Origin of the sequence: Acinetobacter sp. YH16038, assembly GCF_013417275.1 — a bacterium.
GTDB lineage: Bacteria > Pseudomonadota > Gammaproteobacteria > Pseudomonadales > Moraxellaceae > Acinetobacter.
On sequence record NZ_VPEG01000015.1, the window covers coordinates 17,962 to 41,198 of the forward strand.

At 44.0% G+C, this 23,237-nt stretch carries 21 protein-coding genes; 6 read left to right on the top strand and 15 right to left on the bottom strand.

The genetic code is table 11. The annotated features are described in order from the left end of the window. The first annotated feature begins 132 nt into the window (after window positions 1-132). From FTV34_RS08140 to FTV34_RS08150, 3 genes are all read left to right on the top strand, one after another. Complete coding sequence (locus tag FTV34_RS08140) at window positions 133-477, top strand: lysozyme inhibitor LprI family protein (protein ID WP_166134767.1); 345 nt, start codon at window positions 133-135, stop codon at window positions 475-477. A 154-nt stretch (window positions 478-631) separates the two neighbouring features. Next, window positions 632-2,551, top strand: coding sequence for a molecular chaperone HtpG (gene htpG / locus FTV34_RS08145; protein WP_180025230.1), 1,920 nt, complete (start codon window positions 632-634; stop codon window positions 2,549-2,551). Between the two features lie 198 nt (window positions 2,552-2,749). Continuing rightward, window positions 2,750-3,022: a hypothetical protein gene (locus FTV34_RS08150; protein ID WP_159123438.1), complete on the top strand. Its 273-nt coding sequence runs from the start codon at window positions 2,750-2,752 to the stop codon at window positions 3,020-3,022. Window positions 3,023-3,092: 70 nt separating this feature from the next. On the opposite strand, the gene FTV34_RS08155 is transcribed toward FTV34_RS08150, so the two are convergent. The 4 genes from FTV34_RS08155 to FTV34_RS08170 form a co-directional block, all read right to left on the bottom strand. Next, on the bottom strand, window positions 3,093-4,310 hold the full coding sequence (locus tag FTV34_RS08155) for a hypothetical protein (RefSeq protein WP_180069895.1): 1,218 nt from the start codon (window positions 4,308-4,310) through the stop codon (window positions 3,093-3,095). A 94-nt stretch (window positions 4,311-4,404) separates the two neighbouring features. Then, the gene (locus FTV34_RS08160; protein WP_180025232.1) at window positions 4,405-5,817 is read right to left on the bottom strand and encodes a hypothetical protein; all 1,413 of its coding nucleotides are present in this window, start codon (window positions 5,815-5,817) and stop codon (window positions 4,405-4,407) included. A gap of 9 nt (window positions 5,818-5,826) precedes the next feature. Next, window positions 5,827-6,006, bottom strand: coding sequence for a hypothetical protein (locus FTV34_RS08165; protein ID WP_004781696.1), 180 nt, complete (start codon window positions 6,004-6,006; stop codon window positions 5,827-5,829). 256 nt (window positions 6,007-6,262) lie between these two features. Continuing rightward, entirely contained in the window at window positions 6,263-6,430 is a 168-nt protein-coding gene (locus tag FTV34_RS08170) for a hypothetical protein (RefSeq protein WP_166134776.1), read from the bottom strand. 417 nt (window positions 6,431-6,847) lie between these two features. Here FTV34_RS08170 and FTV34_RS08175 point away from each other — a divergent pair, with 417 nt between their 5' ends. Further along, window positions 6,848-7,048 carry a dodecin family protein gene (locus FTV34_RS08175; protein ID WP_179991974.1) on the top strand — a complete coding sequence of 67 codons (201 nt, stop codon included), beginning with the start codon at window positions 6,848-6,850 and terminating at the stop codon, window positions 7,046-7,048. Between the two features lie 56 nt (window positions 7,049-7,104). Here FTV34_RS08175 and FTV34_RS08180 read toward each other — a convergent pair whose 3' ends face one another. The 4 genes from FTV34_RS08180 to ompR all read right to left on the bottom strand — a co-directional run bounded on the left by FTV34_RS08180 (window position 7,105) and on the right by ompR (window position 12,267). After that, on the bottom strand, window positions 7,105-7,800 hold the full coding sequence (locus FTV34_RS08180; RefSeq protein WP_159123435.1) for a DsbA family oxidoreductase: 696 nt from the start codon (window positions 7,798-7,800) through the stop codon (window positions 7,105-7,107). Window positions 7,801-8,008: 208 nt separating this feature from the next. Next, on the bottom strand, window positions 8,009-9,526 hold the full coding sequence (locus tag FTV34_RS08185; RefSeq protein WP_159123434.1) for an acetyl-CoA hydrolase/transferase family protein: 1,518 nt from the start codon (window positions 9,524-9,526) through the stop codon (window positions 8,009-8,011). Between the two features lie 205 nt (window positions 9,527-9,731). After that, window positions 9,732-11,192 carry an ATP-binding protein gene (locus tag FTV34_RS08190; RefSeq protein WP_180011859.1) on the bottom strand — a complete coding sequence of 487 codons (1,461 nt, stop codon included), beginning with the start codon at window positions 11,190-11,192 and terminating at the stop codon, window positions 9,732-9,734. A gap of 310 nt (window positions 11,193-11,502) precedes the next feature. Continuing rightward, window positions 11,503-12,267 carry a two-component system response regulator OmpR gene (gene ompR, locus FTV34_RS08195; protein ID WP_004781707.1) on the bottom strand — a complete coding sequence of 255 codons (765 nt, stop codon included), beginning with the start codon at window positions 12,265-12,267 and terminating at the stop codon, window positions 11,503-11,505. A 336-nt stretch (window positions 12,268-12,603) separates the two neighbouring features. Between ompR and FTV34_RS08200 the strand changes: the two genes are divergently transcribed. Beyond that, window positions 12,604-14,955: a Tex family protein gene (locus FTV34_RS08200; protein WP_180069896.1), complete on the top strand. Its 2,352-nt coding sequence runs from the start codon at window positions 12,604-12,606 to the stop codon at window positions 14,953-14,955. A 53-nt stretch (window positions 14,956-15,008) separates the two neighbouring features. Here the strand turns inward: FTV34_RS08200 and FTV34_RS08205 are convergent, their stop codons facing one another. The 6 genes from FTV34_RS08205 to FTV34_RS08230 all read right to left on the bottom strand — a co-directional run bounded on the left by FTV34_RS08205 (window position 15,009) and on the right by FTV34_RS08230 (window position 20,892). Next, window positions 15,009-15,326 (bottom strand): hypothetical protein, encoded by a 318-nt coding sequence (locus FTV34_RS08205; RefSeq protein WP_159123431.1) that lies wholly within the window; start codon window positions 15,324-15,326, stop codon window positions 15,009-15,011. Window positions 15,327-15,387: 61 nt separating this feature from the next. Beyond that, window positions 15,388-16,464: a patatin-like phospholipase family protein gene (locus tag FTV34_RS08210; RefSeq protein WP_180002535.1), complete on the bottom strand. Its 1,077-nt coding sequence runs from the start codon at window positions 16,462-16,464 to the stop codon at window positions 15,388-15,390. Window positions 16,465-16,622: 158 nt separating this feature from the next. After that, window positions 16,623-18,242, bottom strand: a complete 1,620-nt coding sequence (locus FTV34_RS08215) for an AarF/ABC1/UbiB kinase family protein (RefSeq protein WP_159123429.1) — start codon at window positions 18,240-18,242, stop codon at window positions 16,623-16,625. A gap of 12 nt (window positions 18,243-18,254) precedes the next feature. Then, window positions 18,255-18,968: an SCP2 domain-containing protein gene (locus FTV34_RS08220; RefSeq protein ID WP_180069897.1), complete on the bottom strand. Its 714-nt coding sequence runs from the start codon at window positions 18,966-18,968 to the stop codon at window positions 18,255-18,257. Window positions 18,969-18,982: 14 nt separating this feature from the next. After that, on the bottom strand, window positions 18,983-19,927 hold the full coding sequence (gene ubiE / locus FTV34_RS08225; RefSeq protein ID WP_005232491.1) for a bifunctional demethylmenaquinone methyltransferase/2-methoxy-6-polyprenyl-1,4-benzoquinol methylase UbiE: 945 nt from the start codon (window positions 19,925-19,927) through the stop codon (window positions 18,983-18,985). 260 nt (window positions 19,928-20,187) lie between these two features. After that, window positions 20,188-20,892, bottom strand: coding sequence for a hypothetical protein (locus FTV34_RS08230; RefSeq protein ID WP_180069898.1), 705 nt, complete (start codon window positions 20,890-20,892; stop codon window positions 20,188-20,190). A gap of 206 nt (window positions 20,893-21,098) precedes the next feature. Between FTV34_RS08230 and FTV34_RS08235 the strand changes: the two genes are divergently transcribed. Beyond that, window positions 21,099-22,520 carry a phosphate--AMP phosphotransferase gene (locus FTV34_RS08235; RefSeq protein WP_180025237.1) on the top strand — a complete coding sequence of 474 codons (1,422 nt, stop codon included), beginning with the start codon at window positions 21,099-21,101 and terminating at the stop codon, window positions 22,518-22,520. Window positions 22,521-22,568: 48 nt separating this feature from the next. Here FTV34_RS08235 and FTV34_RS08240 read toward each other — a convergent pair whose 3' ends face one another. Beyond that, window positions 22,569-23,072: a hypothetical protein gene (locus FTV34_RS08240; protein WP_159123426.1), complete on the bottom strand. Its 504-nt coding sequence runs from the start codon at window positions 23,070-23,072 to the stop codon at window positions 22,569-22,571. Between the last annotated feature and the right edge of the window lie 165 nt (window positions 23,073-23,237).

Sequence of the window (23,237 nt, forward strand, 5' to 3'; positions counted from 1 at the left end):
ATGGGGCTTTTTTTCAAAATAACAACGATTTATAACGTATTGAAATTGAGCAGATTGGCAATACTCAAATATATTAAAACGAATAAAGTAAATATTAATTGAATACGACTTAATAATAAGGAAGATCAAAGCATGAGTTTTTTGTCGAAGAGTCTTTTGATCTTCAGCACGCTGTTTATTTCACAGAGTTATGCTGCCAGTTTTAATTGTCAGAAAGCGACAACCGCGACTGAGAAAACAATTTGTGAACATCGTTTGCTGAATGATGCTGATGTCAAAATGAGTACCAGCTATAACATCTTGCGCCGTATGGTGCCGATGGGAACACGTTCGGTGATTCAACGCGATCAGGTGAAATGGCTGCAGTTTCGTGACCGTTGCCAGGAATCCATATCCTGCTTGAGTCAGGTTTATAACATGCGTCAGCAGCAGCTGGATCTGCATTTTGATCGTATCTATAAAATGGGGCCTTATTAAGTCTTGTCCATCCCATCAATTAAACTGATAAAAATGAAAGCCATAAAAATATTTTTTGCGAAAAAATTATTTTAAGGCTATTGAAAATTATTGAACTCACTCCATTCATATAGGCAACAGTTAACATCTGTATCTAAAATAATAGGAGTGATTCATGAGCGATTTAAGCGTACAAAAACACAGTTTCCAGGCTGAGGTAGCGCAGTTACTGCACCTTGTGACCCATTCGCTTTATTCAAATCCTGAAATTTTCCTGCGTGAATTAATTTCTAATGCTTCAGATGCGTGTGACAAATTACGTTTTGAAGGGATCAACCATCCTGAATATTATGAAAATGATCCTGACCTCCGCGTACGTGTCAGCCTCGATCCAGAAAATAAAACTATTACCATTTCAGATAACGGGATCGGTTTAAGCCAGCAAGAAGCCATTGAAAATTTGGGGACAATTGCCAAATCTGGTACCAAAGACTTTATGTCAAAACTGACGGGTGATCAGAAAGCTGATGCTCAGCTGATTGGCCAGTTTGGTGTCGGCTTCTACTCAGGCTTTATTGTGGCTGACAAGATTACCGTAGAATCACGCCGTGCCGGTACGGATGCCTCAGAAGGGGTGCGCTGGATCAGTGGCGGTACCGGTGAATTCGAAGTTGAACAGATCACCAAAGAAGGCCGTGGTACCGATATTATTCTGCATCTGCGTGAAGATGCGTTGGATTATCTGCAAAGCTATAAAGTCAAACAGATCATCAATAAATACTCAGATCACATTAGCCTGCCAATCCAGATGCAAAAAGAAGTCTGGCAGGAAGAAGAAGCTGCTGAAGGTGAAACACCAAAAGGCGGTCAATATGTGAAGACCGATGAGTGGGAAGCGATTAACTCGGCCAGCGCACTGTGGACTCGGAATAAATCTGAGATTACTGAAGAGCAATATACCGAATTCTATAAAAACCTGACTCATGATTTTGCTGCACCATTGGCTTGGGCGCATAACCGTGTTGAAGGTAGTACTGAATATACCCAACTGCTTTATATCCCAAGCAAAGCGCCACAGGATATTTTCACTCGTGAAGCCAAGGCCGGCATCAAGCTGTATGTGAAACGTGTGTTCATTATGGATGATGCGGATAACCTGATTCCAAACTATCTGCGCTTTGTACAGGGCGTGGTAGACAGTGCCGATCTGCCATTAAATGTGAGCCGTGAATTGCTGCAGGAAAGCCGTGATGTGAAAACCATCCGTGAAGGTAACACTCGCCGTATTCTGACCACTTTGGATAATCTGGCAAAATCTGAAGATGAAAAAGATCAGGAAAACTTCAAAACTTTCTACCGCGAATTTGGTGCGGTGCTGAAAGAAGGTTTAGGTGAAGATTTCGGTAATCGCGAACGCATCTTGAAACTGCTGCGCTATGCAACTTCGACCAATGATGAGGTGAGCACTTCATTGGCAGACTATAAAGCACGCATGAAAGAAGGCCAGAAAGCGATTTACTACATTACCGCTGAAAGCCTGAATGCTGCGAAAAACTCACCGCAACTGGAAGTATTCAAGAAAAAAGGCATTGAAGTATTGCTGATGTCAGAACGCGTCGATGAATGGGCAATGAACTTCGTGCATGAGTTTGATGGTACCCCATTGCAAAACGTATCTAAGGGTGCAGTCGACCTAGGTGATCTGCAAGATGCAGAAGAGAAAAAAGCACTGGAAGCTGCTGCTGAACAGTTCAAACCTGTGGTTGAAAAGCTGACAGATTCTTTGAAAGACAAAACCAAAGAAGTACGTGTAACGACTCGTCTGGTTGATTCACCAGCCTGTCTGGTCACAGGGGAAGGGGAGCTTTCTCCACAACTGATCCGTATGCTGAAAGATGCAGGTCAGCCTGTACCGGATGTGAAGCCGATTCTGGAGATTAACCCGGAACATCCATTGGTGAAAAAACTGGAAGGTTCTGCCCAGTTTGATGATCTGGCCAATGTGATCTTTGATCAGGCAATGATTGCAGAAGGTGGTCTACCAGAAAATCCGGCTGAGTATGTAAAACGTATTAACAGTCTATTGTTGGGTTAATTTTTATATTTCAAAAATCCCTCTACGGAGGGATTTTTTATGTTCTGAATTTAGCGCTTAAAACTTGGATTCCCCTTTAATGATTTAAAAAAGCGATAGCCAGAATAAAAAAATACCTTTAAGTTTTAAATCTGAAAAATAGATAATATTTTATATATTAATTTATAATAGCGATTATTAAGTTTAGAGAATTCTGCCATGAAAAAATCACTGATGATGAGTCTGAGTACAGTCATTCTGATGTCAATGAGCGCAGCCACAATGGCCGATACTGAGTCCAAAAAAGTGACTCGTAGCGATCGTATTAGTTTTCAGGCACCCATGAAAAAAGAAGCGCCAAAAGTAAAACGAATGCAGCGTACCGACCGCGCGGTATGGAATATGCCACAGATGGAACAGCCTTCTTTGCAGCAAAAACGTATGATTCGTAGTGATCGAATTGCCTTTACAACGGTTGAGCACCGCCAATAAAAACTTATTGGATTCAGACATTAAAAAGCCCATATTTTATGGGCTTTTATAGTTTCGGATTTGTTCAAATTTAGAAAATGGCCTCAAGACGTACCATTGCACCCAGATAATGGCTTCGGTCCAGTCGGTCATCATTCAGATAGTTCAGGTCGCCTTGCACAAAGAACCATTCACGTAAGAAAGGCTGTCTCCAGGACACATAAGGTCCCCAGCGATTTAAGCGTAAATCTTTATCATCCAGATAGCCGCCCGTATAGATGCCATAGTTAAAGCGGTTGCCCTGGAAAAATTGATGCTGTCTGAAGGTATAGTTGTCCCAGGTCAAATCGTCTTCCTGCTCATCTGCATAGGTTAAACTTAACTGATTGGAAAAAAAGGCCTCATTGGGACGAGCATGGATCAGTTCCAGGTTGGTCCGCAAATAATTTTCACTCTGCAATCCATAGCGATAAATCTGTTCGGCATGAAAAGAGAAGTCATTCTGCATCGCCCAGTCTTTGCTGATTTTGGCCCGTACATAGATATCATCCCCAGAACGTACCCCCAGATCCAGATCGCTATCGAAAGGTAGGCCATTTGAAAATTCTGACCAGCGTAGTGCAAACGAGCTGTTGTTTTCACGGGTACGGCGAATATCCAGATTTTTATCCCGGGCATTGCCAGGATTTTCATTGGTAATTGCGACATTACTATCCAGTTCGTTATCCAGGCTGTCATCACCAAAGACCAGACTTAACTTTTGTTCCAAGGTTGGAAGCTTGATTTTTCCTCGAATCCTCGGCTTGATTTCATAGTTTTCATATTTGTCCCAGCTATTATCCAGGATGATTCGCAAAGTCGCAGTTGCTGGCTCATCCGGGTTGGTCTGGCCAAACCAGTTATCAATCTTATGTGCGGTGCGGTCTGTCCATTCACGGATTCTTTTCTGCTTTTTGTCAGCCCAAGATTTATCTTCTGTTTCTTCGGTGGTGGGCACCATCGCTTCGTCTGACTGTTCAGGTAAAATCGTAGGCGTGGCATCGATCAAGCGTGGAATCTGATCTAAAATACCTGTACCTGTACCTGTACCTGTACCTGTACCTGTACCTGTACCTGTACCTGTACCTGTACCTGTACCTGTACCTGTACCTGTACCTGTACCTGTACCTGTACCTGTACCTGTACCTGTACCTGTAGGCTGTTCTGTTTCTGCAGGTTCTGTAGGAGATGCTTCTGCCCAAACTGGGCTACTACTTAATCCCACGCCAAGTGATAGCAATAAGATTCGAGTAATTTGGTTTATTCGCATGAGTTGATTCTTGCTCTTATCGTATTTTATTTACTGCGCTAGTTTTCTAAAAAATAAGGAAAAAAAGCAAGGATAAACTACATAACTACATCAATTATTTAATGATTTGTGCCTGAATTGCCATATAAAGATCTAAAACCCGTACCGGCTGTGACAATCCTAAAACAATTTGATGAATTTTTTGCCAATTCAAATCCTTATCACGTTTGAGCATTAAATAAGGATAAGCGATTTCCTGATTGGACAATGCCAGGCGACGTTCTCCATGAATCACCCGAATTTTCTGATGTTCCTGTAGCAATAAAATTGGAGTAGAAAAATCAGCGGGCGCTTCCTCAAAATTGATAAATTTCTTTTGATGAATACACCGAGCCGGAATATAGGCATAGCTTTCCTCAGGCATCCAGACCGTTTCGGCTTGTTGCAGATATATTTCACTGAAAAGATCTATCTGATCAAGACAGGCACCTAAAGCTGCCCATGATATGGATTTTATCTCTATACAACGCCGTCCACGTTGCGTGCCCCAGTGCTGGATACAGGAATTGGCCTGCAAGAGGCTCGGTGCGCCTAAGAGCATCAGATATTTCAGACCTTGCCCTTGCTGATCGGTCTGCATGGAGAGATAAACAGGACGTGCCTGCCAGTGCTCTTCCTCGGCATAATATAGCGCTATTTCCAGATCGGCCGGTTGGGAGACAGTCGGTTGTAATTCTAGGGCACAGAGACGCCGTATAGTCGCTCCAGCATGTTCTAAGGGATGCAGCAGGGCAGAGAATTTACCTAGCTGTATAGATTCAGGAAAATTAATATTTTCATCTATTATCAAAATAGAGGATGAACTATCCGTGTTGTCTATTTCTATAGACAGCTCAGCTGTTTTAGCTTCTTCTGTTTCGCTAGTTGCTCTGTCTAAATCAGGTTTAATTGTTTTAGACAATTGAGGTGCAGTGATCTTGGTCTGGATCTGCAAACTGCCCTGATGATAACGCGCGATTTCCAGGGTAAGCGTATCGAATTCGGCATCCTGAACAGATAAAGCCGGAATATCCAGTTGGGGATCGAGAGGAAAATATGCGCCTTGTTGCTGTAAAAGCCAGTGATGGCAATTTGCTAATTCATCCCATTCACTATGTAAAAAATCAGATTGCTCTACAGGACCCAGCCAGATTTGCCAGCCTTGTTGTGGCTGATGCAAAAAGGCCCAGCCTGTTTCTCTATGCGCAGTCAGTGCCTGTTGCAACTGGACAGTATCCTTGAAATAACCGCGATAACGGTGATGAAACTGGGTGCTTGCTGCAAACTGATGCGCTGCCATCTCCGGCTGAACACGGGATTTAAAACTTAAAATCTGATTTTTAAAAACAGGTTCATCACAGAGATGAAAAATATCCTGGAGTCTTTTTTTGGTTCGGGCGGCTTCATATAAACTGAGGGATTTATGTTCTAATTGCTGCCCCAATTCATTTAATTCTTTAATTAATTTTGCTTTTTCTAAAGCATTCATTTTAGCTCTCTAGATATATTTGAGTGCTTTATCCAGTGACTTGGCCATGATCATATTGACTGCAAGTTCTACCAGTTTATATTCGGTAGAGTTGGGATCTGGATAACGCTCAGCCATTTCAATCAAAAAATCCACAGAAATTGCCTGCGGAGAAATTTTTCCCTGTATTAATGCTTGAAGCTGGTTCATAACAAGAAAGTCTGAAATCCATAAAAGATCAGGTTCTGATTATAAGCATCTGATTGAAAAAATACTTGATTATTTTGAGTATTTTTTAAGCGAATTTGGTAGTTGTTTTTGAATAAAAAGTGAACGAAATCAAAATAAAATAAAAAATAATGAGGTTTTTAATGCTCTTTAAATAGAAGAACAAGTTAAATTTTCGAAGCCCTGAAATAAAAACAGGCTGAATAATTCAGCCTGCTGGGAGATTTTGCTTAAAGACTTAAGCCGCTTTTTCAGTTTCTGCAGTTGCAGTATCTGTAGCTACAGTTTTAACTGGAGCTTTGCTCACAGGGAAATCTGGAAGATAAACCACTTGAGCCATTTGTGCTGAAGCTTGTAGAGAAAAAGCCATCACAGTTGCTGCGCATAAAAATTTAACAGTTTTCATAACATGACCTTTTGATATCTGGATGTTCAAGAGCTTGAACAAGGAAAAAATTAGTCTTAAATCACGTGAAAAATAATATCAAATGGCAATTAATAAAAAATGATCAAATCGGCAAGAAAAGCAACTAAATTTAGATAAAATACTCTATAAAACAATATATTAGAATATTTGCTCTAGATGGTTTTGGATTGTTTTTTATACATTTTTTAGATGTTTTAGAAGCTTTTAAGCAAACATTTATTTGTTGATTATTTAAAACTAGAGATCCAGATTTAAATTTTTTTTAAAGCAGTAAGGGCAGATCAGTATTTGTTCATTCCCTGTAAGTTTTTGCTATTACTTGTTTGCTAGGAGCTGTAGAGAAATTTAAATCGACTAAGATGAATGCTTCTATCTTCACAGAGTGAGTGTTGAATCATGGCAATTGCAAAAGTGGTAGAAGTCAATTCAAGCAGTAGTAAAAGCTTTGAGGATGCAATTCAAAGTGGCATCGCGAAAGTCACAGAAACGATTAAAAATGTTCAAGGTGCCTGGATCAATGAACAGAAAGTCGTGATTAATGACAATAAAATTACCGAATATCGTGTCAATCTAAAGATCAGTTTTCTGGTTGAATAATTCACATCATTCATCAAAAAATCCCCATCTTAAATGGGGATTTTTTGATTTAGTTTTTACTCAGGCTTTGCTGGAACATCACAAGCATCTGTAGAACACTGATCAGCTGCTGGCTGTTGTTGTGGTTCCTCTAAAGCTTTTTCAAGAACTTGTAGAAAGACTTCTTTCGGCTGGGCACCTGCCAAAGCAATGCGTTGATCAAATACAAAGAACGGAACACCGGTAACTTTGAGCTGGTCACGTGCTACTTCCTGGTCAAACTTAACAAAATCCGCAAATTCATCCGAGTCGAGTAAATCATCTACTTCAACCGGGTTCAGGCCAATACGCGCCGCGACATCTTCCAACGTTTCACGTTCACCAATTGGCAGGCCTTGCGTCATATAGCTGTAGAAAAAAGCTTCCTGAGCTTCATTGCCCAAGCCTTTGCTTTGTGCCAGGTGAATGATGCGATGCGCATTCAAGGTATTGCCAGAGTTGGCACCTTCCCAGTTAAATTCAATGCCTTCCTGTTTGGCCATGGCTGCGATATTGCGCTGCATGTCTTCAACTTCTGCCACTGAACGGCCATATTTTTGTGCCAAACGCTCAGAGTTGGAAACTTCCTGACGGACTGGCGCTTCAGGATCTAGCTGAAAACTATGCCAATGGACTTCAAGTTCAATTCCGCTTTCCTTTGCAGCAGCTTCCAGCCGTTTTTTACCAATATAGCAAAAAGGGCAGACCACATCTGACCAAATATCTACGCGCATGTCATGTCTCTAATCTTTGTCTTGTTAGAAGTATGAGGGTGAAGAACTGGAATTTAAAGCCCTGCATCCAGACTAAGTGCAGTTTTTTAATCATTCAAAATATTTAAGAAGTTAAGCTGATCAGATTCTTATGGATAGATTTGTCTTTGTTTATTTATTATTTTTCCCATAAAAAAACGCCCCGTGGGGCGTTTTCTGAAGCGGTCAATTAAGCAGTTTTGACTGCAGCTTCTACTGCAAGCATATGACCATTTTCTTCAAAGTTAGAGTGCCAAGACAATGCTTCACGAAGCAGGTGAGGTGTATGGCCACCTTTTGCACATGCACGGTCGAAGTAGTCATTCAATGCATCTCGGTACATTGGGTGGGCACAGTTGTCGATGATCGCACGTGCACGCTCACGCGGAGCCAAACCACGAAGATCTGCAAGACCTTGTTCAGTCACAAGGATATCAACATCGTGTTCTGCATGGTCGATATGTGAAGCAAACGGCACTACAGAAGAGATGTCGCCACCTTTCGCGATTGATTTGGTTACGAAGATCGCCAAGTGGGCATTACGCGCGAAGTCACCTGAACCACCAATACCGTTCATCATTTTGGTACCACATACGTGAGTTGAGTTCACGTTACCGTAAATATCAAACTCAAGTGCAGTGTTGATGCCGATAATACCTAAACGGCGTACCAGTTCAGGATGGTTTGAAATTTCCTGTGGACGTAATACAAGTTTGTCTTTGTAGTGCTCAAGGTTGTTAAATACTTTTTCGCCATATTTAGCAGAAAGTGTAATAGAAGAACCTGAAGCAAACTTCATTTTACCGGCATCGATCAATTCAAACGTACAGTCTTGCAGTACTTCTGAGTACATGATCAAGTCTTCGAAGTTTGAATCTTTCAGACCCGTCAATACGGCGTTTGCAATGGAACCGATCCCTGCTTGAAGAGGGCCAAGGTTTTTCGGTAAACGCTCTTCAGCTACTTCTTTTTCAAAGAAAGCGATCAAGTGGTTAGCAATTGATTGAGTCTCATCATCTGGTGCAGTTACAGTTGATGGAGAGTCATGCAATTCATTGTTGAATACGATACCCACGATTTTTGAAGGATCAATATTGATTGCATGTGTACCGATACGCTCATCCACTTGAGTCAATGGAATTGCTTGACGTGTTGGACGGTAAGTCGGGATGTAGATGTCGTGCAAGCCTTCAAATGCAGGACTTAAATTCGTGTTGATTTCAACAATCACTTTCTCAGCAAAAATTGCAAAACTTGCAGAGTTACCTACAGAAGTTGTTGGAATGATGCCGCCATCTTCAGTGATCGCAACCGCTTCAATTACCGCCACATCAGGTTTTTTCAACTGCTGGTTACGCATCTGTTCAACGGTTTCAGACAAATGCTGATCGATGAACATCACTTCACCTTTGTTGATCGCTTTACGTAAAGTGCTATCTACCTGGAATGGTAAACGACGTGCCAATACGCCTGCTTCAGTGAGTTGCTTGTCCAAATCGTTACCGAGTGATGCACCTGTGATCAACGTGATTTTCAGTGGATTTGCTTTTGCGCGTTGTACCAAAGCTAAAGGAACCGCCTTCGCTTCACCAGCGCGAGTAAAGCCACTCATACCCACAGTCATACCATCTTCGATGAATTCAGCAGCTTGTTCAGGGCTGATGACTTTGTTGTGTAGGGAGGCTAAACGGATACGATCTAAAGACATTTCAACTCTCATAAATTCTTAAATAATGATACGGATTGTACCGATCAAAAAATGTATTTTGCATAGGTGTTAGGCTAAGGTCTAATTTTTTAGCTAAATGTAGGTATAATGAAAAATGATGTTTTTTAAATGATTGAATTATTAAAAATTAAAATGAATTATATAGAAATACTAAAAAGTCGTTTGTTGCTTTTATGATCACTTACTAGAAGTGATCAGTGAGCGTTTGACGAATTTTATCTAAGGTGGTTGGGGCAGCGGGTGCCTCGGAATCTGCTGTTTTCAGGGGTAAGGCGATAATGGCTTCCAGACCGCCTTCAGGCCGATTCTGGATATGCAGCTCACCTGAGTGAATATCAACAATACGCTTGACAATTGCCAGACCCAGACCACTGCCTTGTACGGTACGCGCAGAATTTCCACGAACAAAGGGTTGCATCAGTGCTTCAATCTGGTCTTCTGGAATCCCTTCACCATGATCGGCCACACTGATCATCAGTTTATGGTCCTGCACATAGGCAGCCAGCTCGATCGGTTCCGCACCATAGCGTTTTGAGTTGTTGATCAGGTTACCAATCAGGCGTTTCAGCGACATGCTGCGTACCTCAACCAGCGGTATCTCTTGAGGTGTAAAGCGAATATCAAGTGGCTTAAACTGCTTGACCAGTTCCTGCAACAGCACATTGACATTGGTTTCTTGCAGCTCTTCATCGGAACCATCCCGCATATAGGAAATGAACTGGTTCAGAATGGCATCCATATCCTCGACGTCATAAATCAGGCCTTCCTTGAGAAAGTCTTCATCCGGCATCATTTCTGCGCTAAGACGGATACGGGTCAACGGTGTACGCAGGTCATGTGAAATCCCCGCGAGCATGATTCGACGATCACGCTCGGTTTGATCCAAGGTATAAATCATCTGGTTAAAGGCATGATTCACCTGACGGATTTCCAGCGGACCATGATTGGTATCCAGATAAGGAGCGGAACCATTTTTACTATAGCTGTTTGCTGCATTCTGCAAGCGGCGTAAAGGGCGGTTTAGCTGACGCACCAGGGTCAGGATAATAATGCCAGCAATGAGTGGCGTGCCAAGCAGCCAGCCTAGAATCAGTTCAGGACTATAGTTGGCATAGGTTTTAAGAGGCTCACGTACCCAGTTGCCATTCATTTCTGGAGTTTGAATCCAGATGCGTGGACTTGGCTTGAACTGGAAATAAACGGTTGCCTGTTCGATTCTTAATTCTTTGGCCAGTTTGGTTTCAATCTGGTTAGTAAAGAATTCGGCAATGACCTTGTCTTTTACATTCGGATATTCAGCCGGATTGGTGACATATTCGATTCCGATCCGGTTTTTGAGCCAGGTATCAATATCGACTTCCTGTTCTTTATGATAAAGACGCAGGTCCGAATTGTTGAGAATTTCCAGCTCCATGGCCAGATAACGCGCGTGTTGCTGAATTTCAGGTAAATAAAGTGTGCGCCAGAAAAACCAGATTGACATGAACAGGCTGAAACAGACCACAAAGACCACCAGTACAGTGGTTCGCATTGCTGCAGAGCGCGGCTTGATCTTGTCCAGAAAGCGTTCCCAAGGGGTGCGTTTTTTTTCTGAGTAGCTGACAAAATCGGTAAATTTTTGTGGGTCGATGGGGTCGAGTTTCACTGAGCAATCCTGTGCTATGACTTCAGCAAATTATTATGAGTTGATTAAAAGGCCTTATCACACCGGAGTCAAACCATCTGTAATTTAGATATAGGTTAAAACCTTCGGTTCGACCTACTTTTGTTTCGGCAAAAATAGGCAAAACCATTTTCATTCGCAAAACTCGTCAAATTGCGGCAAGTAATCAATTTATCGCAGAAACATTAGAGATGAATACCTCCTGCCTCAAACAGTTGCGAATGAATTTGTCACGTAATTAAAAACTAAATTGATAGACGGACGAATATTTTACTTTCTTCTAATAAGAAAATTATTCAGCACCATCTGGAACAAACACATAACCGACACCCCAAACGGTTTGAATATAACGCGCACGGGCAGGGTTTTCTTCAATCAAACGACGTAAGCGTGATACCTGAACGTCAATTGAACGTTCCATCGCACCCCATTCACGGCCACGTGCCAGATTCATCAGCTTGTCACGCGTTAAAGGTTCACGTGGGTGTTGTACCAGCGCTTTTAATACTGCAAATTCACCGGTAGTTAAGGTCACCACCTGTCCTTCACGAGTCAGAGTACGTGTCGACAGATCCAGTGACCAGGGGCCAAAGGATACCACTTCCATTTGCTGGCTAGGAGCGCCTGGAACTTCACGGACTTGACGACGCAAAACTGCACGGATACGTGCCAGCAATTCATTTGGATTAAATGGTTTAGGCAGGTAATCATCTGCACCGGCTTCCAGACCTGCAATACGATCTGAATCGCTGCCACGTGCGGTGAGCATAATGATTGGAATATCAATATTCGACTGGCGTAGGCGACGACAGATGCTGAGGCCGTCTTCTACAGGCAACATAAAATCGAGCACAATCAGAGAAAACAGTTCCCGCTGTAATAGTCGATCCATCTGGGTAGCATCGTGCGCAGTTTTAACGACGAAGCCTTTATCTTCAAGGAAACGTTGTAACAGGGTACGCAGACGCACATCATCATCGACAACCAGGATGCGCTCGACCCGGTCGGTTTCGGTATGTACAGCATCGGGTTTTTCAGCAGGTACCACTAAACTCATGAGGTGCTCCTTTATTCTTTATTGTCGTCATAAACAAAAAATGAAATATGCTTTGAGTATACGATTCATTACTATTAATTGACTATGCTCTAAAGCATCAAATATTGCAGTTAAAATCAAGACATAGATACCAAATATATACATCTATATGCGAAAAAAATCGTCTCGGAACAAGAATAAAATGCAAAGTTCATGCAAACTTTAGTGGAAAAACTGGAAAACGATCGTATACGGTTATCTGAAGCTTATATAAATTAATAAAAACAATGGTGGATTTTATAGACCTGGTCTTTATAATCATGCCATTTAGTACTTATCCTTGTGGGATCAAACACGATGACTGACTTAGTTCAGCAGTTGGCAAAAGAACTTGCCGTACGTCCAAATCAAGTAGAAGCTGCCATCAAACTGATTGATGAGGGTGCCAGCGTTCCTTTCATTGCACGTTACCGTAAAGAAGTAACGCAGGGCTTAGACGATACGCAACTACGCCAGCTCGATACACGTTTATCGTATTTGCGTGATTTGTATGAACGCCGTGAAAAGGTGATCGAATCACTAAAAGAACAAAATAAATTATCTGATGATTTATTGGCACGGGTGAATGCGGCAGAAACTAAAAATGCCCTAGAAGAAATTTACGCACCATACCGTCCAAAACGTACCAGCAAATCGTTTAAAGCCAAAGAAGCCGGTTTAGGTCCGATTGCAGAAAAAATCTTTACTGAAGCCGTGGATCCAGCAGAAGCTTTAGCGGGCTTTAGCCATGAAGATTATCCAGATCAGGAAAGCCAGCTCGATGCGATCAAGCACATCCTGATTGATGACTGGGCACAGAATATTGCGTTGACCACTGAACTTAAAGCAATGTTTGCTAAAACTGCTGTGCTGAAAAGTCTGGTCGCTAGCGAAGAGAAAAAAGAAGTTGGTAAAAAATTCCGTGATTACTTCGATTTCTCTGAAAATCTGAACAAGGTACCTTCGCATCGCTTATTGGCAATGCTACGTGGCCGTCAGGAAAATGTACTGGGCCTTAAAGTAGATGGCGAAGATGATGCACCATTGGCACGTATTGAAACTGAATACAACCTGGATACCATTCAGCCGCAATCCCGTCAGGATTTCTTAAAGCAAACTGCGAAACTGTTCTGGCTTGGTAAAGTTCGTCCAACGATCGAACATTCATTATTGACTGAAAAACGTCTGGCTGCTGAAGCTGAAGCAATGCAGGTCTTTGCTGAAAACCTGCGTCATCTACTGCTTTCTGCGCCTGCAGGCGCACGTACGACACTGGGCGTAGATCCTGGTATCCGTACTGGCGTAAAACTGGCAGTGGTGAATGAATCAGGTGATGTATTGGCACATAGCACCATTTACCCATTTGCACCGAAAGATGATAAAGAAGGTTCACTGGCTGAATTGGCACGTCTTTGCCGCGAATTCAATGTTGACCTGATTGCAATCGGGAATGGTACGGCAAGCCGTGAAACTGAAGCGTTGGTTGCTGAAATGATGGCTGCAAATAGCGACCTGAAATTGACTCGTGTTTCTGTTTCAGAAGCGGGTGCTTCTGTTTATTCAGCATCTGAACTGGCTTCTCAGGAATTGCCTGAACTGGATGTATCGATCCGTGGTGCAGTATCAATTGCACGCCGTCTGCAAGATCCATTAGCAGAACTGGTGAAAATCGATCCTAAGTCCATTGGTGTAGGTCAGTACCAGCATGATGTAAACCAGACCGGTCTGGCAAAAACTCTTGAAGCAGTCGTTGAAGACTGTGTGAACTCGGTCGGTGTGGATGTGAATACTGCATCTGCTGCGATTTTGGGTTATATCGCAGGTCTGAACAAATCAATCGCGCAGCAAATCGTGGACTTCCGTAAGGAAAATGGCCGTTTTGACAACCGTCAGGACCTGAAAAAAGTGCCACGTCTAGGTGAACGTACTTTTGAACAGGCAGCGGGTTTCTTGCGTATCCAGCAAGGTTCAGAACCACTAGATGCGTCTGCAGTTCACCCTGAGTCTTATCCACTGGTATCTAAAATTGTTGAAGCGAAAGCAACCACTGTAAAAGATATTATTGGTAATACTGAAATCATTCGTCAAGTGAATGCAGAAGAGTTTGTCGATGATAAATTCGGGCTGCCAACCGTTCAGGACGTTTTGGCTGAACTGGAAAAACCTGGCCGTGACCCGCGTCCAGAATTCCGTACCGCAAAATTCCGTGATGATATTACTAAAGTGGCTCAATTGACTGAAGGCATGCAACTGGAAGGTGTAGTGACCAACGTCACTAACTTCGGTGCTTTCGTGGATGTTGGTGTACATCAGGATGGTTTGGTACATATTTCTGAATTGGCGAATGAATTTGTGGCTGATCCGCATAAAGTGGTGAAACCAGGTCAAATCGTACAAGTTCGTGTACTGAACGTCGATGTTGAACGTAACCGTGTCAATCTGTCGATGCGTCCTGAAGGTTCCGAAGCGCCAGCGAAAGCACCACGTCAACCACGCCGTGACAATGAGCAACGCGGTGAGCGCAAGCCACAAGGTAAACGTCCACAGCATGCGCGTCCGCAAGGTGACCGCCCGCATGGCAAAAAACCTCAAGCGACTAAACCACAAGAAAATAAAATTGGTGGTTTAGGGGCATTGTTATTGCAAGCAGGGATTAAAGGTTCGAAATAATCTTTAGGCTCTAAACGAAAAACCTCCCTTTTGGGAGGTTTTTTATTGAATCTTTATGAGTTCACGATTGGAACAATCCAGCTGGTAATAATCAATAAAATACCCAGATGTCCCAGTTTACGTGTCACATAAACCAGTTTAGACGGTGGTTGTTCTAGCTGTTTAGCATACTCTTCCATGGTGATGCCTTGTTTGCCTTTACTGGTATATAAAAACACACCCAAATCCAGACAGATCAGAATGGTGCCAATATCTGCCACCAGTTCCATCAGCTCAAATTGCTGGGTATACAGCGACATGCTAACGCTATAAATTAGATAAAGTCCAAAGGCTATACATGCATATTGCAGGATCACTAAAAATTTCTGCATAAATCTCAACAGTTCAAAAAATTAAGGCAATTATACAAACAATTCGTACAGGCTGTGCCCATTACAGGCTTTGCATCACATCGGCAAAATTCTGCTTCTCGACCAGTTCCAGAAATTCATCTCCCAGGCGCTGACTTTCAGCAATACATTGCTTCCAGAGCTGAATCCGCTGAGCTTGATCCAAACCTTTTAAAGTGAAGTCTTTACGATCCGGTAAACGACCCAAAGGCAAACTTTGCAAATATTCCTGAGAGGGTGAAATTAGCAAAGTTCGTGCCTGATTTTCCGGGCTTGCCGTGCGTTTAAACAGTTTATCGAACCAGCCGGGAGTAATGCTGTCAGTAAAATGCGGATACAGCACGATGCCTTTGCTCTGGAAAGGCAGGTCAATATGATAGTCAATCAGACCGCCATCGCGATAATAACCTTGCGGTGCATCCGGAATATTATTGACTGCTGCCATCACGCCCGGAATAGAGGCAGAAGCCATCAGCCAGGACAAAACACTTTGCTCAGTCAAGGCGTGATAATGTGTAGTAAATCCATCATCGGCAATTTTAAACTGTTCACCGGTATTCGGCTGGCTGATCACACGTTGCATAAAATGGCGACTATGTTTGCGCGCCACAGCGGTAGTTCCGACAATGCCGGCCACAGAGGCGAGTAGGGGGAGCGCCTTGTCACTCTGGAAAATGTGCTGGGCTTTAATCGATAATACCGTCAGATGATAATCTGGATGATTCACTAAATCGGTTTCTTTGCCTTGTACCAGATCCAGCAGCATGCCACGACAAACGTCACTGACCTCCTTACGGGTCATTTTCTTGTGAAAGTATAGATGGGTATACAAGTCGGCAAGACGTTCAGTACCTGCTTTGGCTCCCCATGCTGCGACACTGGCAAAACGCCAGCTGCCAATGGATGAACCGACTAGCGTTCTACGCTGAGGGGCACGGGGGAAAAACTCGCCAAAAATGGCCTGATCCAGTCCCTGAATGCCAATACCCTTGGGGCCACCTGCAGCACCCGGCACAATATCGACCTGTTCGGGTTGCAAACCTTCTTTCAGAATCAGCTCACGAGCCTGATGCCCAGCGCGGATTTTCAGAGCAGGCGCATGTTTTTGTAAAATCTGCATAAAGGTTCAACCCATATTTGACCAATGAGGACATATTTTAAGCATCTGGTCACAAAGCCCAATGGCAAGATATACCCTAAGGTGACTTTGCAGTCATAGGGAAGGAGAAAAATAAAAAAACCTGAACAATGTCAGGTCTTTTAAGCAGGTTATTTCAGTTATTTTGCAATCCGCCAGACTGCGAGTACGCTTGCCAGTACGATCAAAATCACTGACACAAACCATGGTGAAATGATCGCAATTGAAAGCAGGATAGCCATGATGCTGCCAAAAATCCAGCTACGCTTTTGCTGATGTTCCATTTGCAGGCGCATGCTTTGCAATTCATTGAGCTGCTTGGCATGCCAGGCGGACTGGTTTTTCAGACCGTTCAGGCTGTCGATCATCAGGGTCGGTAAATCCTGCGCGCCCAAAAGCAGATCCGGGATTTTTTGTCCGAGTTCCTTGATATTCTTTTGCGGATTCATCTGGGCTTTGACCCAATCGGTGAGGATGGGTTTCGCCAGACTCCAGATATCCAGTTCAGGATACAAGTCTGTTCCCAGACCTTCTACATGAACCAGCGTTTTCAGTAACAACATCAGTTGTGGCGGGATTTCCAGATGGAAACGACGGGCGATGTCCATGACCTGAATCAGAATCCCGGCAAAATCCAGTTCATGCATCGGCTTGGAGACCATTGGACCCACGGTGCGACGCATTTCGCGTGCTAGCGCGTCCTGATCGGTACCCGGTGGAATCCAGCCGGCCTGATGCACAATCTGAATCAGCTGCATGAAGTCGCTGTTCATGACCGCCAACAGCATACGTGCTACGGTCATCTGGTCATGCTTAGACAGCTCTCCCATAATCGCGCAGTCCAGCGCAATAAAGCGCGGATTGGCCGGATTGATAGTTTCGACAAAGACATTGCCTGGATGCATGTCCGCATGGAAGAAGTTGTCGCGGAAGACCTGAGTAAAGAAGATAGTTAAACCTTTACGTGCCAGATCAGCACGGTCCATACCCAGTTCATCAAAGGTGGCAATATCTGAAATCGGAACACCGGTAATCCGTTCTGCTACTAGCACGTCCTTACTGTCCATGTAAACTTCAGGCACATACATCATGCTGGAGCCAGTGAAGTAATGACGCATACGGCGGGTATTGTCCGCTTCCAGCGTCAGGTCCAGCTCATTCAGAATGATCTGGCGATAGTCCTGAATAATTTCAGACAAATGCAGGGCACGCGCTGCCTCCAGACGCTTCTCCAGAAAATCACCCAGCCAGCTTAGAATTTCAAAATCCTGCAAGATCTGCTGTCGAATATTCGGACGGGTCACTTTGACGACCACTTCACGGCCATCATGCAGGGCTGCGGTATGCACCTGTGCAATCGAGGCGGCTGCCAGTGGCTGAACATCAAATCGGGCGAACAGGGTATTTACATCCGCTTTTAAGGATTCCTGAATACGCATCTTGGCGACATCATTATCAAAGGGTTTGACCTGATCCTGTAACAGAACCAGTTGTTGCAGCACTTCAGGTGGAATCAGGTCACGACGGGTCGAAAGTAACTGACCCAGCTTGATTGCCAGTGGTCCCATTTCTTCCAATGCCAGTTTCAGCTTGAGCGGGTTTTTACGCTCACGGCTGGACCAGGCTGCCGGATGCATACGGATCAAAGATAAAATATGTCGGGCTTTCTCAGGAAGTTCTTCCGCAGGAAACAACGTGTCGAGTCTATAGTGCGCGGCGATGCGCCAAAGTTCGAGTAAACGTGAAACATGCGGAATCATAAAGCGGTGTACCTAGTATTGAGAAGGAATATGAGGTGTAGCAGGAGTAAATGGCTGATCAGTAGAATCGTCAGATTCAATCTGTGCCTGAAGCTGACGGATTTTGGCTTCGACGCGATCCAAATTCTGGTTCAGGATACGGGTATCCTGATTCAGGTCATCCATTTGCCAGCGCGGGGCAAAGAGACCACTATCTTCTTTCAGGGCATCTTCAGCGAAAAATAACTGGCTTTGCAACGTACGCTTCAAATATTTTGGCGCAAGTTGCAATTTGCCGATTTCATGTGCCAGCGCAGGGCCAATCCAGGGACTTAAATGCGCCGCCAGATCAGGTTCAGCCTGCTGCATAATACGCTGGATTTCTTGCAGAATTTTATAGTCACCTTGCAGCGGAATATTGCCGACTTCATCAGCAAGCAGCAGCTTAAGCAGCTCTACGACATTATTCACCTGTAGCGTCGCCGTTGCTTCAGGAATTTGAGTACTATTGGCTTCATAAGGGCGCTGTTCAAAAATCGAAGATTCTTCAGTATGACCGGTTGGCGTTGTTTCCAGACGAACCTTGCCCTCATCAAAGAAGACATCGACGGACAGCTGCGGTGAAGTAATGACCACCCGCAGCATTTTGCCAGCCAAAGTATTGAGCTGAATGCGGGTAATCGCATCCAGATCAATCATATGATGAATCAGGCGTTCAACAGCACCGAGGGCGAGAAGTGACCACATATCGGGTACGACCCTTAAAGCTTGAAGCCACGGTGAACGGCAACGATACCACCGGTCAGGTTGTGGTAATCACAGTTCTGGAAGCCAGCATTTTCCATCATGCCTTTTAAAGTACGCTGGTCTGGATGCATACGGATTGATTCAGCCAGGTATTTATAGCTTTCTGAATCATTCGCCACGATTTTACCCATGATTGGTAAAGCGGTGAATGAATACAGGTCATACAGTTTTGAGAATGGCTCGAAGACTGGTTTAGAGAATTCCAGAATCAGTAAACGACCGCCTGGCTTAAGTACGCGATACATCGCAGCCAGTGCTGCATCTTTATCGGTGACGTTACGCAGACCAAAAGAAATCGTTACCAGATCAAAGCTGTTATCGGCAAATGGTTCTAATGTTTCCGCATTCGCCAGAACGAAATCAACATTGGTACAGCCGGCATCAATCAGACGGTCACGGCCAACATTCAGCATGGATTCGTTAATATCAGACAGTACTACATGACCGGTAGGGCCCACTTCACGGCTAAATACTTTGGCCAGGTCGCCTGTACCGCCCGCAATATCCAGCACATGCTGGCCACGGCGCACGCCTGACATATTAATCGCAAAACGTTTCCACAGACGGTGAATGCCGAATGACATCAGGTCATTCATGATATCGTATTTGCTGGCCACCGAATGGAATACTTCAGCCACTTTCTGGGCTTTTTCGTCACTGCTCACAGTCTTGTAGCCGAAGTGCGTGGTTGGACCGACGTTACCGGTATTGGCACCGCGTGGCAGGTTATATTTAGGGACAGTTCCAGTCACAGGCGTATCGGTCAGGCGTTGTTCTAGAGATTGTTGCTGACCTTGTGGAGCGCCTTGCGGAAGCGGAGTGGTTAAGAATGGGCTCACTTTGTCTGTCTGTTGTGCCGACTCGGGTGTAGGGGTAGGCGTTTGATTTTCATTCGACATTGGAGTCACTCCTAACATATCAATCGGGTTAATCTTGCATTGCCTGCATAATGACAGATTCTTGAATGTTATTCAGCAATCATGATGCAATTGTTATGAATAATATACAGAAAAATAGGAATATGGGCGGAAATCTTCACTGCCAGTGATCGAATAATTCATATGATTTATCACTGGCGATGGCCTGCCCTAAAAACCTGAAAATATCAGGATCAGGCAGGACTGCAAGCCTTCCTCATCATGGATGGGAAAGGAATCTATTATTGGAATGGTGTTGGATCACCTGAATGCACCTTCTCAATAATGCCGCGTTCAATTGCAGTAAAGTCATGCACGAATTTTTCTGCCGATTTTAACGGTTTCATGGCCTGGAAACCGTCCTGCATAAACTCATACATCACCTGAAAATGATATTTATTGGCTGCGCCTTTACACATCTTGAAGGCGGTATAAACCACAAAGGAACGCATATATTTATCCAGGCTAACACCCAGCTGATCCAGCAATGCCAGCTGTTTCAAGCGCGCCTCACCCTGATCCAGTTTCAGATAGGTCACACGCATCATTTCATCGGTCAATGGTGCGTTGGCAGGATAATCCTCTAAAAGCTGGATTGCGACCTGTTCATCCAGCTGTACCGCCAGAATCGCCAGTTCGACACCTGAGGTTCCGGTTTTCAGGGCATTTTCCGGAATCATTTTTTCTGCCTTGTGCGCATATTTCATCAGTCGGGCAATCTGCTCGGCCAGTGCGTCGAAGTCCGGGCCACCGTAGAGCCGGTTCAGGAAATATTCGGCCATCAGCTGGTTATTTTTTTCAGAAAAATGCTGATGATGGCTACGCTGCATCCGTGCCTTTTGCCATGCCTGCACATCCTGTAAACGGCTTAAAATTTCAGGCTGAGTGTGATACTTCAGCTGATAATACTGTTCTAAGAGTTCATCTAATCGGGCAAGTTTGGACATGTATTTTCAAATATGATTTTTCGATCTCAGAATCTTAGAGGGTGTGGCGCAATCTCGCTATGACAAATTGAACAATGATTCCTTATTTGAATGTCAATTTGCTGTTTAAACAGACAATCTAATCGTGTGAAAAACGTTGCTAATGCTATTTTTGCGTTCAGACTCCTCGCTATACTGCCCACAAGAATAAAAGATGAGGGATCTCCATGCGTACAGAAGAACAAATTTTCCAGTTAATGGATGAAGACGAGCTATCCCTTGTATTGATCAATGCCCAGTATGATCTGAGAAAAACCCAAGGTCAGAAAAATGGCAAAAGCCTGATTGTTCTGGTCAATGGAATCGAGCTGGCAGGTAAGGGCGAAGCAGTCAAACAGTTACGTGAATGGGTAGATCCCCGTTATTTGCAGGTGAAGGCCGATCAGCCGCAAGTATTAGGAGAAAAACAGACCTTCTGGCAACCTTATACACGGTTTATTCCTGCCCAAGGCCAGATCATGGTCTTGTTTGGTAACTGGTACAGCGATCTGCTCAGAACCACCATGCAGACTGGTGCCATTGATGATGCCCAGTTTGATGCCTATCTGGAAGATATGCGTGTCTTTGAGCAGGATCTAAAAAATAACTATGTTGATGTGGTCAAGGTCTGGTTCGACTTGCCTTGGAAAACGCTACAAAAACGCCTGGATCAGATGGATCCGAGTGAAATGCAGTGGCACAAACTGCATGGCCTGGACTGGCGCGACAAAAAAAAGTACGACACCGTGCAGCGTTTGCGAGAGCGGTTTACTAAAGACGACGACTGGCTGATCATTGATGGAGAAGATGAAAAACGGCGTGACCAGCAGTTTGCGCAGCATATTTTGCAGGCGCTAAGACATTGCCCGAATCATCCGGTTCGAGCCAAAGGACGATGGAAGCAAGCCAAAATTCCAGAATTATTGCAGCATCCTTCGCAAGAGCTTGCCAAGACAGAGGACTATAAGGCGGAACTGAAAAAACTGTCTCCTCAGGTGGCCAAGGCGCTGCGCTCAGACCCACGCAATGTGATTTTGCTGTTTGAAGGGATGGATGCAGCAGGCAAAGGCGGAGCGATCAAGCGGATTGTGAAAAAGCTGGATCCCCGTGAATATGAAATCCAGACCATCGGTGCGCCCGAAAAATATGAACTGAATCGTCCTTATTTATGGCGTTTCTGGAACAAGCTGCAAACTGATGATGATATCTGTATTTTTGACCGTTCCTGGTATGGTCGGGTGCTGGTAGAACGGGTAGAGGGTTTTGCCAGTCCGGCAGAATGGCAGCGGGCCTATGATGAAATTAACCGTTTTGAACAGAGCCTGATTAACCATCAAACCGTAATTATTAAATTCTGGCTGGCGATTTCCCAAGAAGAGCAGGCCGCCCGTTTCAAGGCGCGTGAAGACACCCCACATAAGCGCTTTAAAATCACTGATGAAGACTGGCGTAATCGGGAACGTTGGGATGATTATTTAGAAGCAGCAGCCGACATGTTTGAACGTACGTCGACAGAACAGGCACCGTGGCACATTATTGCCACTGATGATAAAAACACCGCTCGGGTCGAAATTTTAAAAACAATTTTAAAGCAGCTTCAGGCAGATTAATCTGCCTGAGTTTTGAAAAGTTTGGGGATAAAAAATGGGGCGGGAAATTTATTTGCCTTGAGCAATCTGTTTTTGCTGAATATTTTTTGCTGTGCGATAGCAATCTTCCACATGCGCTTCAGCAATTTTTTTCATGACAAAATAACCGAGGCTCGCGGCTACCAGTTGACCACCGAGTGGAATGAATTTTGTGACTTGCTTTGTGATCACTTTCGCTGCAACATTGTTCAAAGATTTTTTGACTGCTGTACGTGCTACCACCAGACCGGAAAACTCGATTCCGCGTTTACGCAGTTCATTCCAGTGCACCTGTTTGGTTGCAGGATCAAACACACTGATCTGTTCAGGGGCTAGACCAAAGCGGGCATTGATCTCCGGGATCAGTTGCGACAGAATGCCGACATCAATGACCACGTCCAGAAATGGCACCGGAATCACAGCTGCTCCGGCAGAATAATAGGCACGTTTTTTGGTTAGCTCTAAGCACTCGTTGCGAATTCTGTCTAAATCTAAACTTGGATCGATACGATCTGGAATTTTGTCTAATTTCATGGGCATTACCTAAAGCTAGATGTTGTTTTTTTCTGTTCAAACATCAATAAGATGCTTTTTTCAAAGAACTTTTTTGACTGAAGTATGAGTTTTAAAGTGACATAGACAGTTCGGTAAGTATAGTAAATAATCTTTATCATTTTGTAGTACTGCTCCATCTCATTT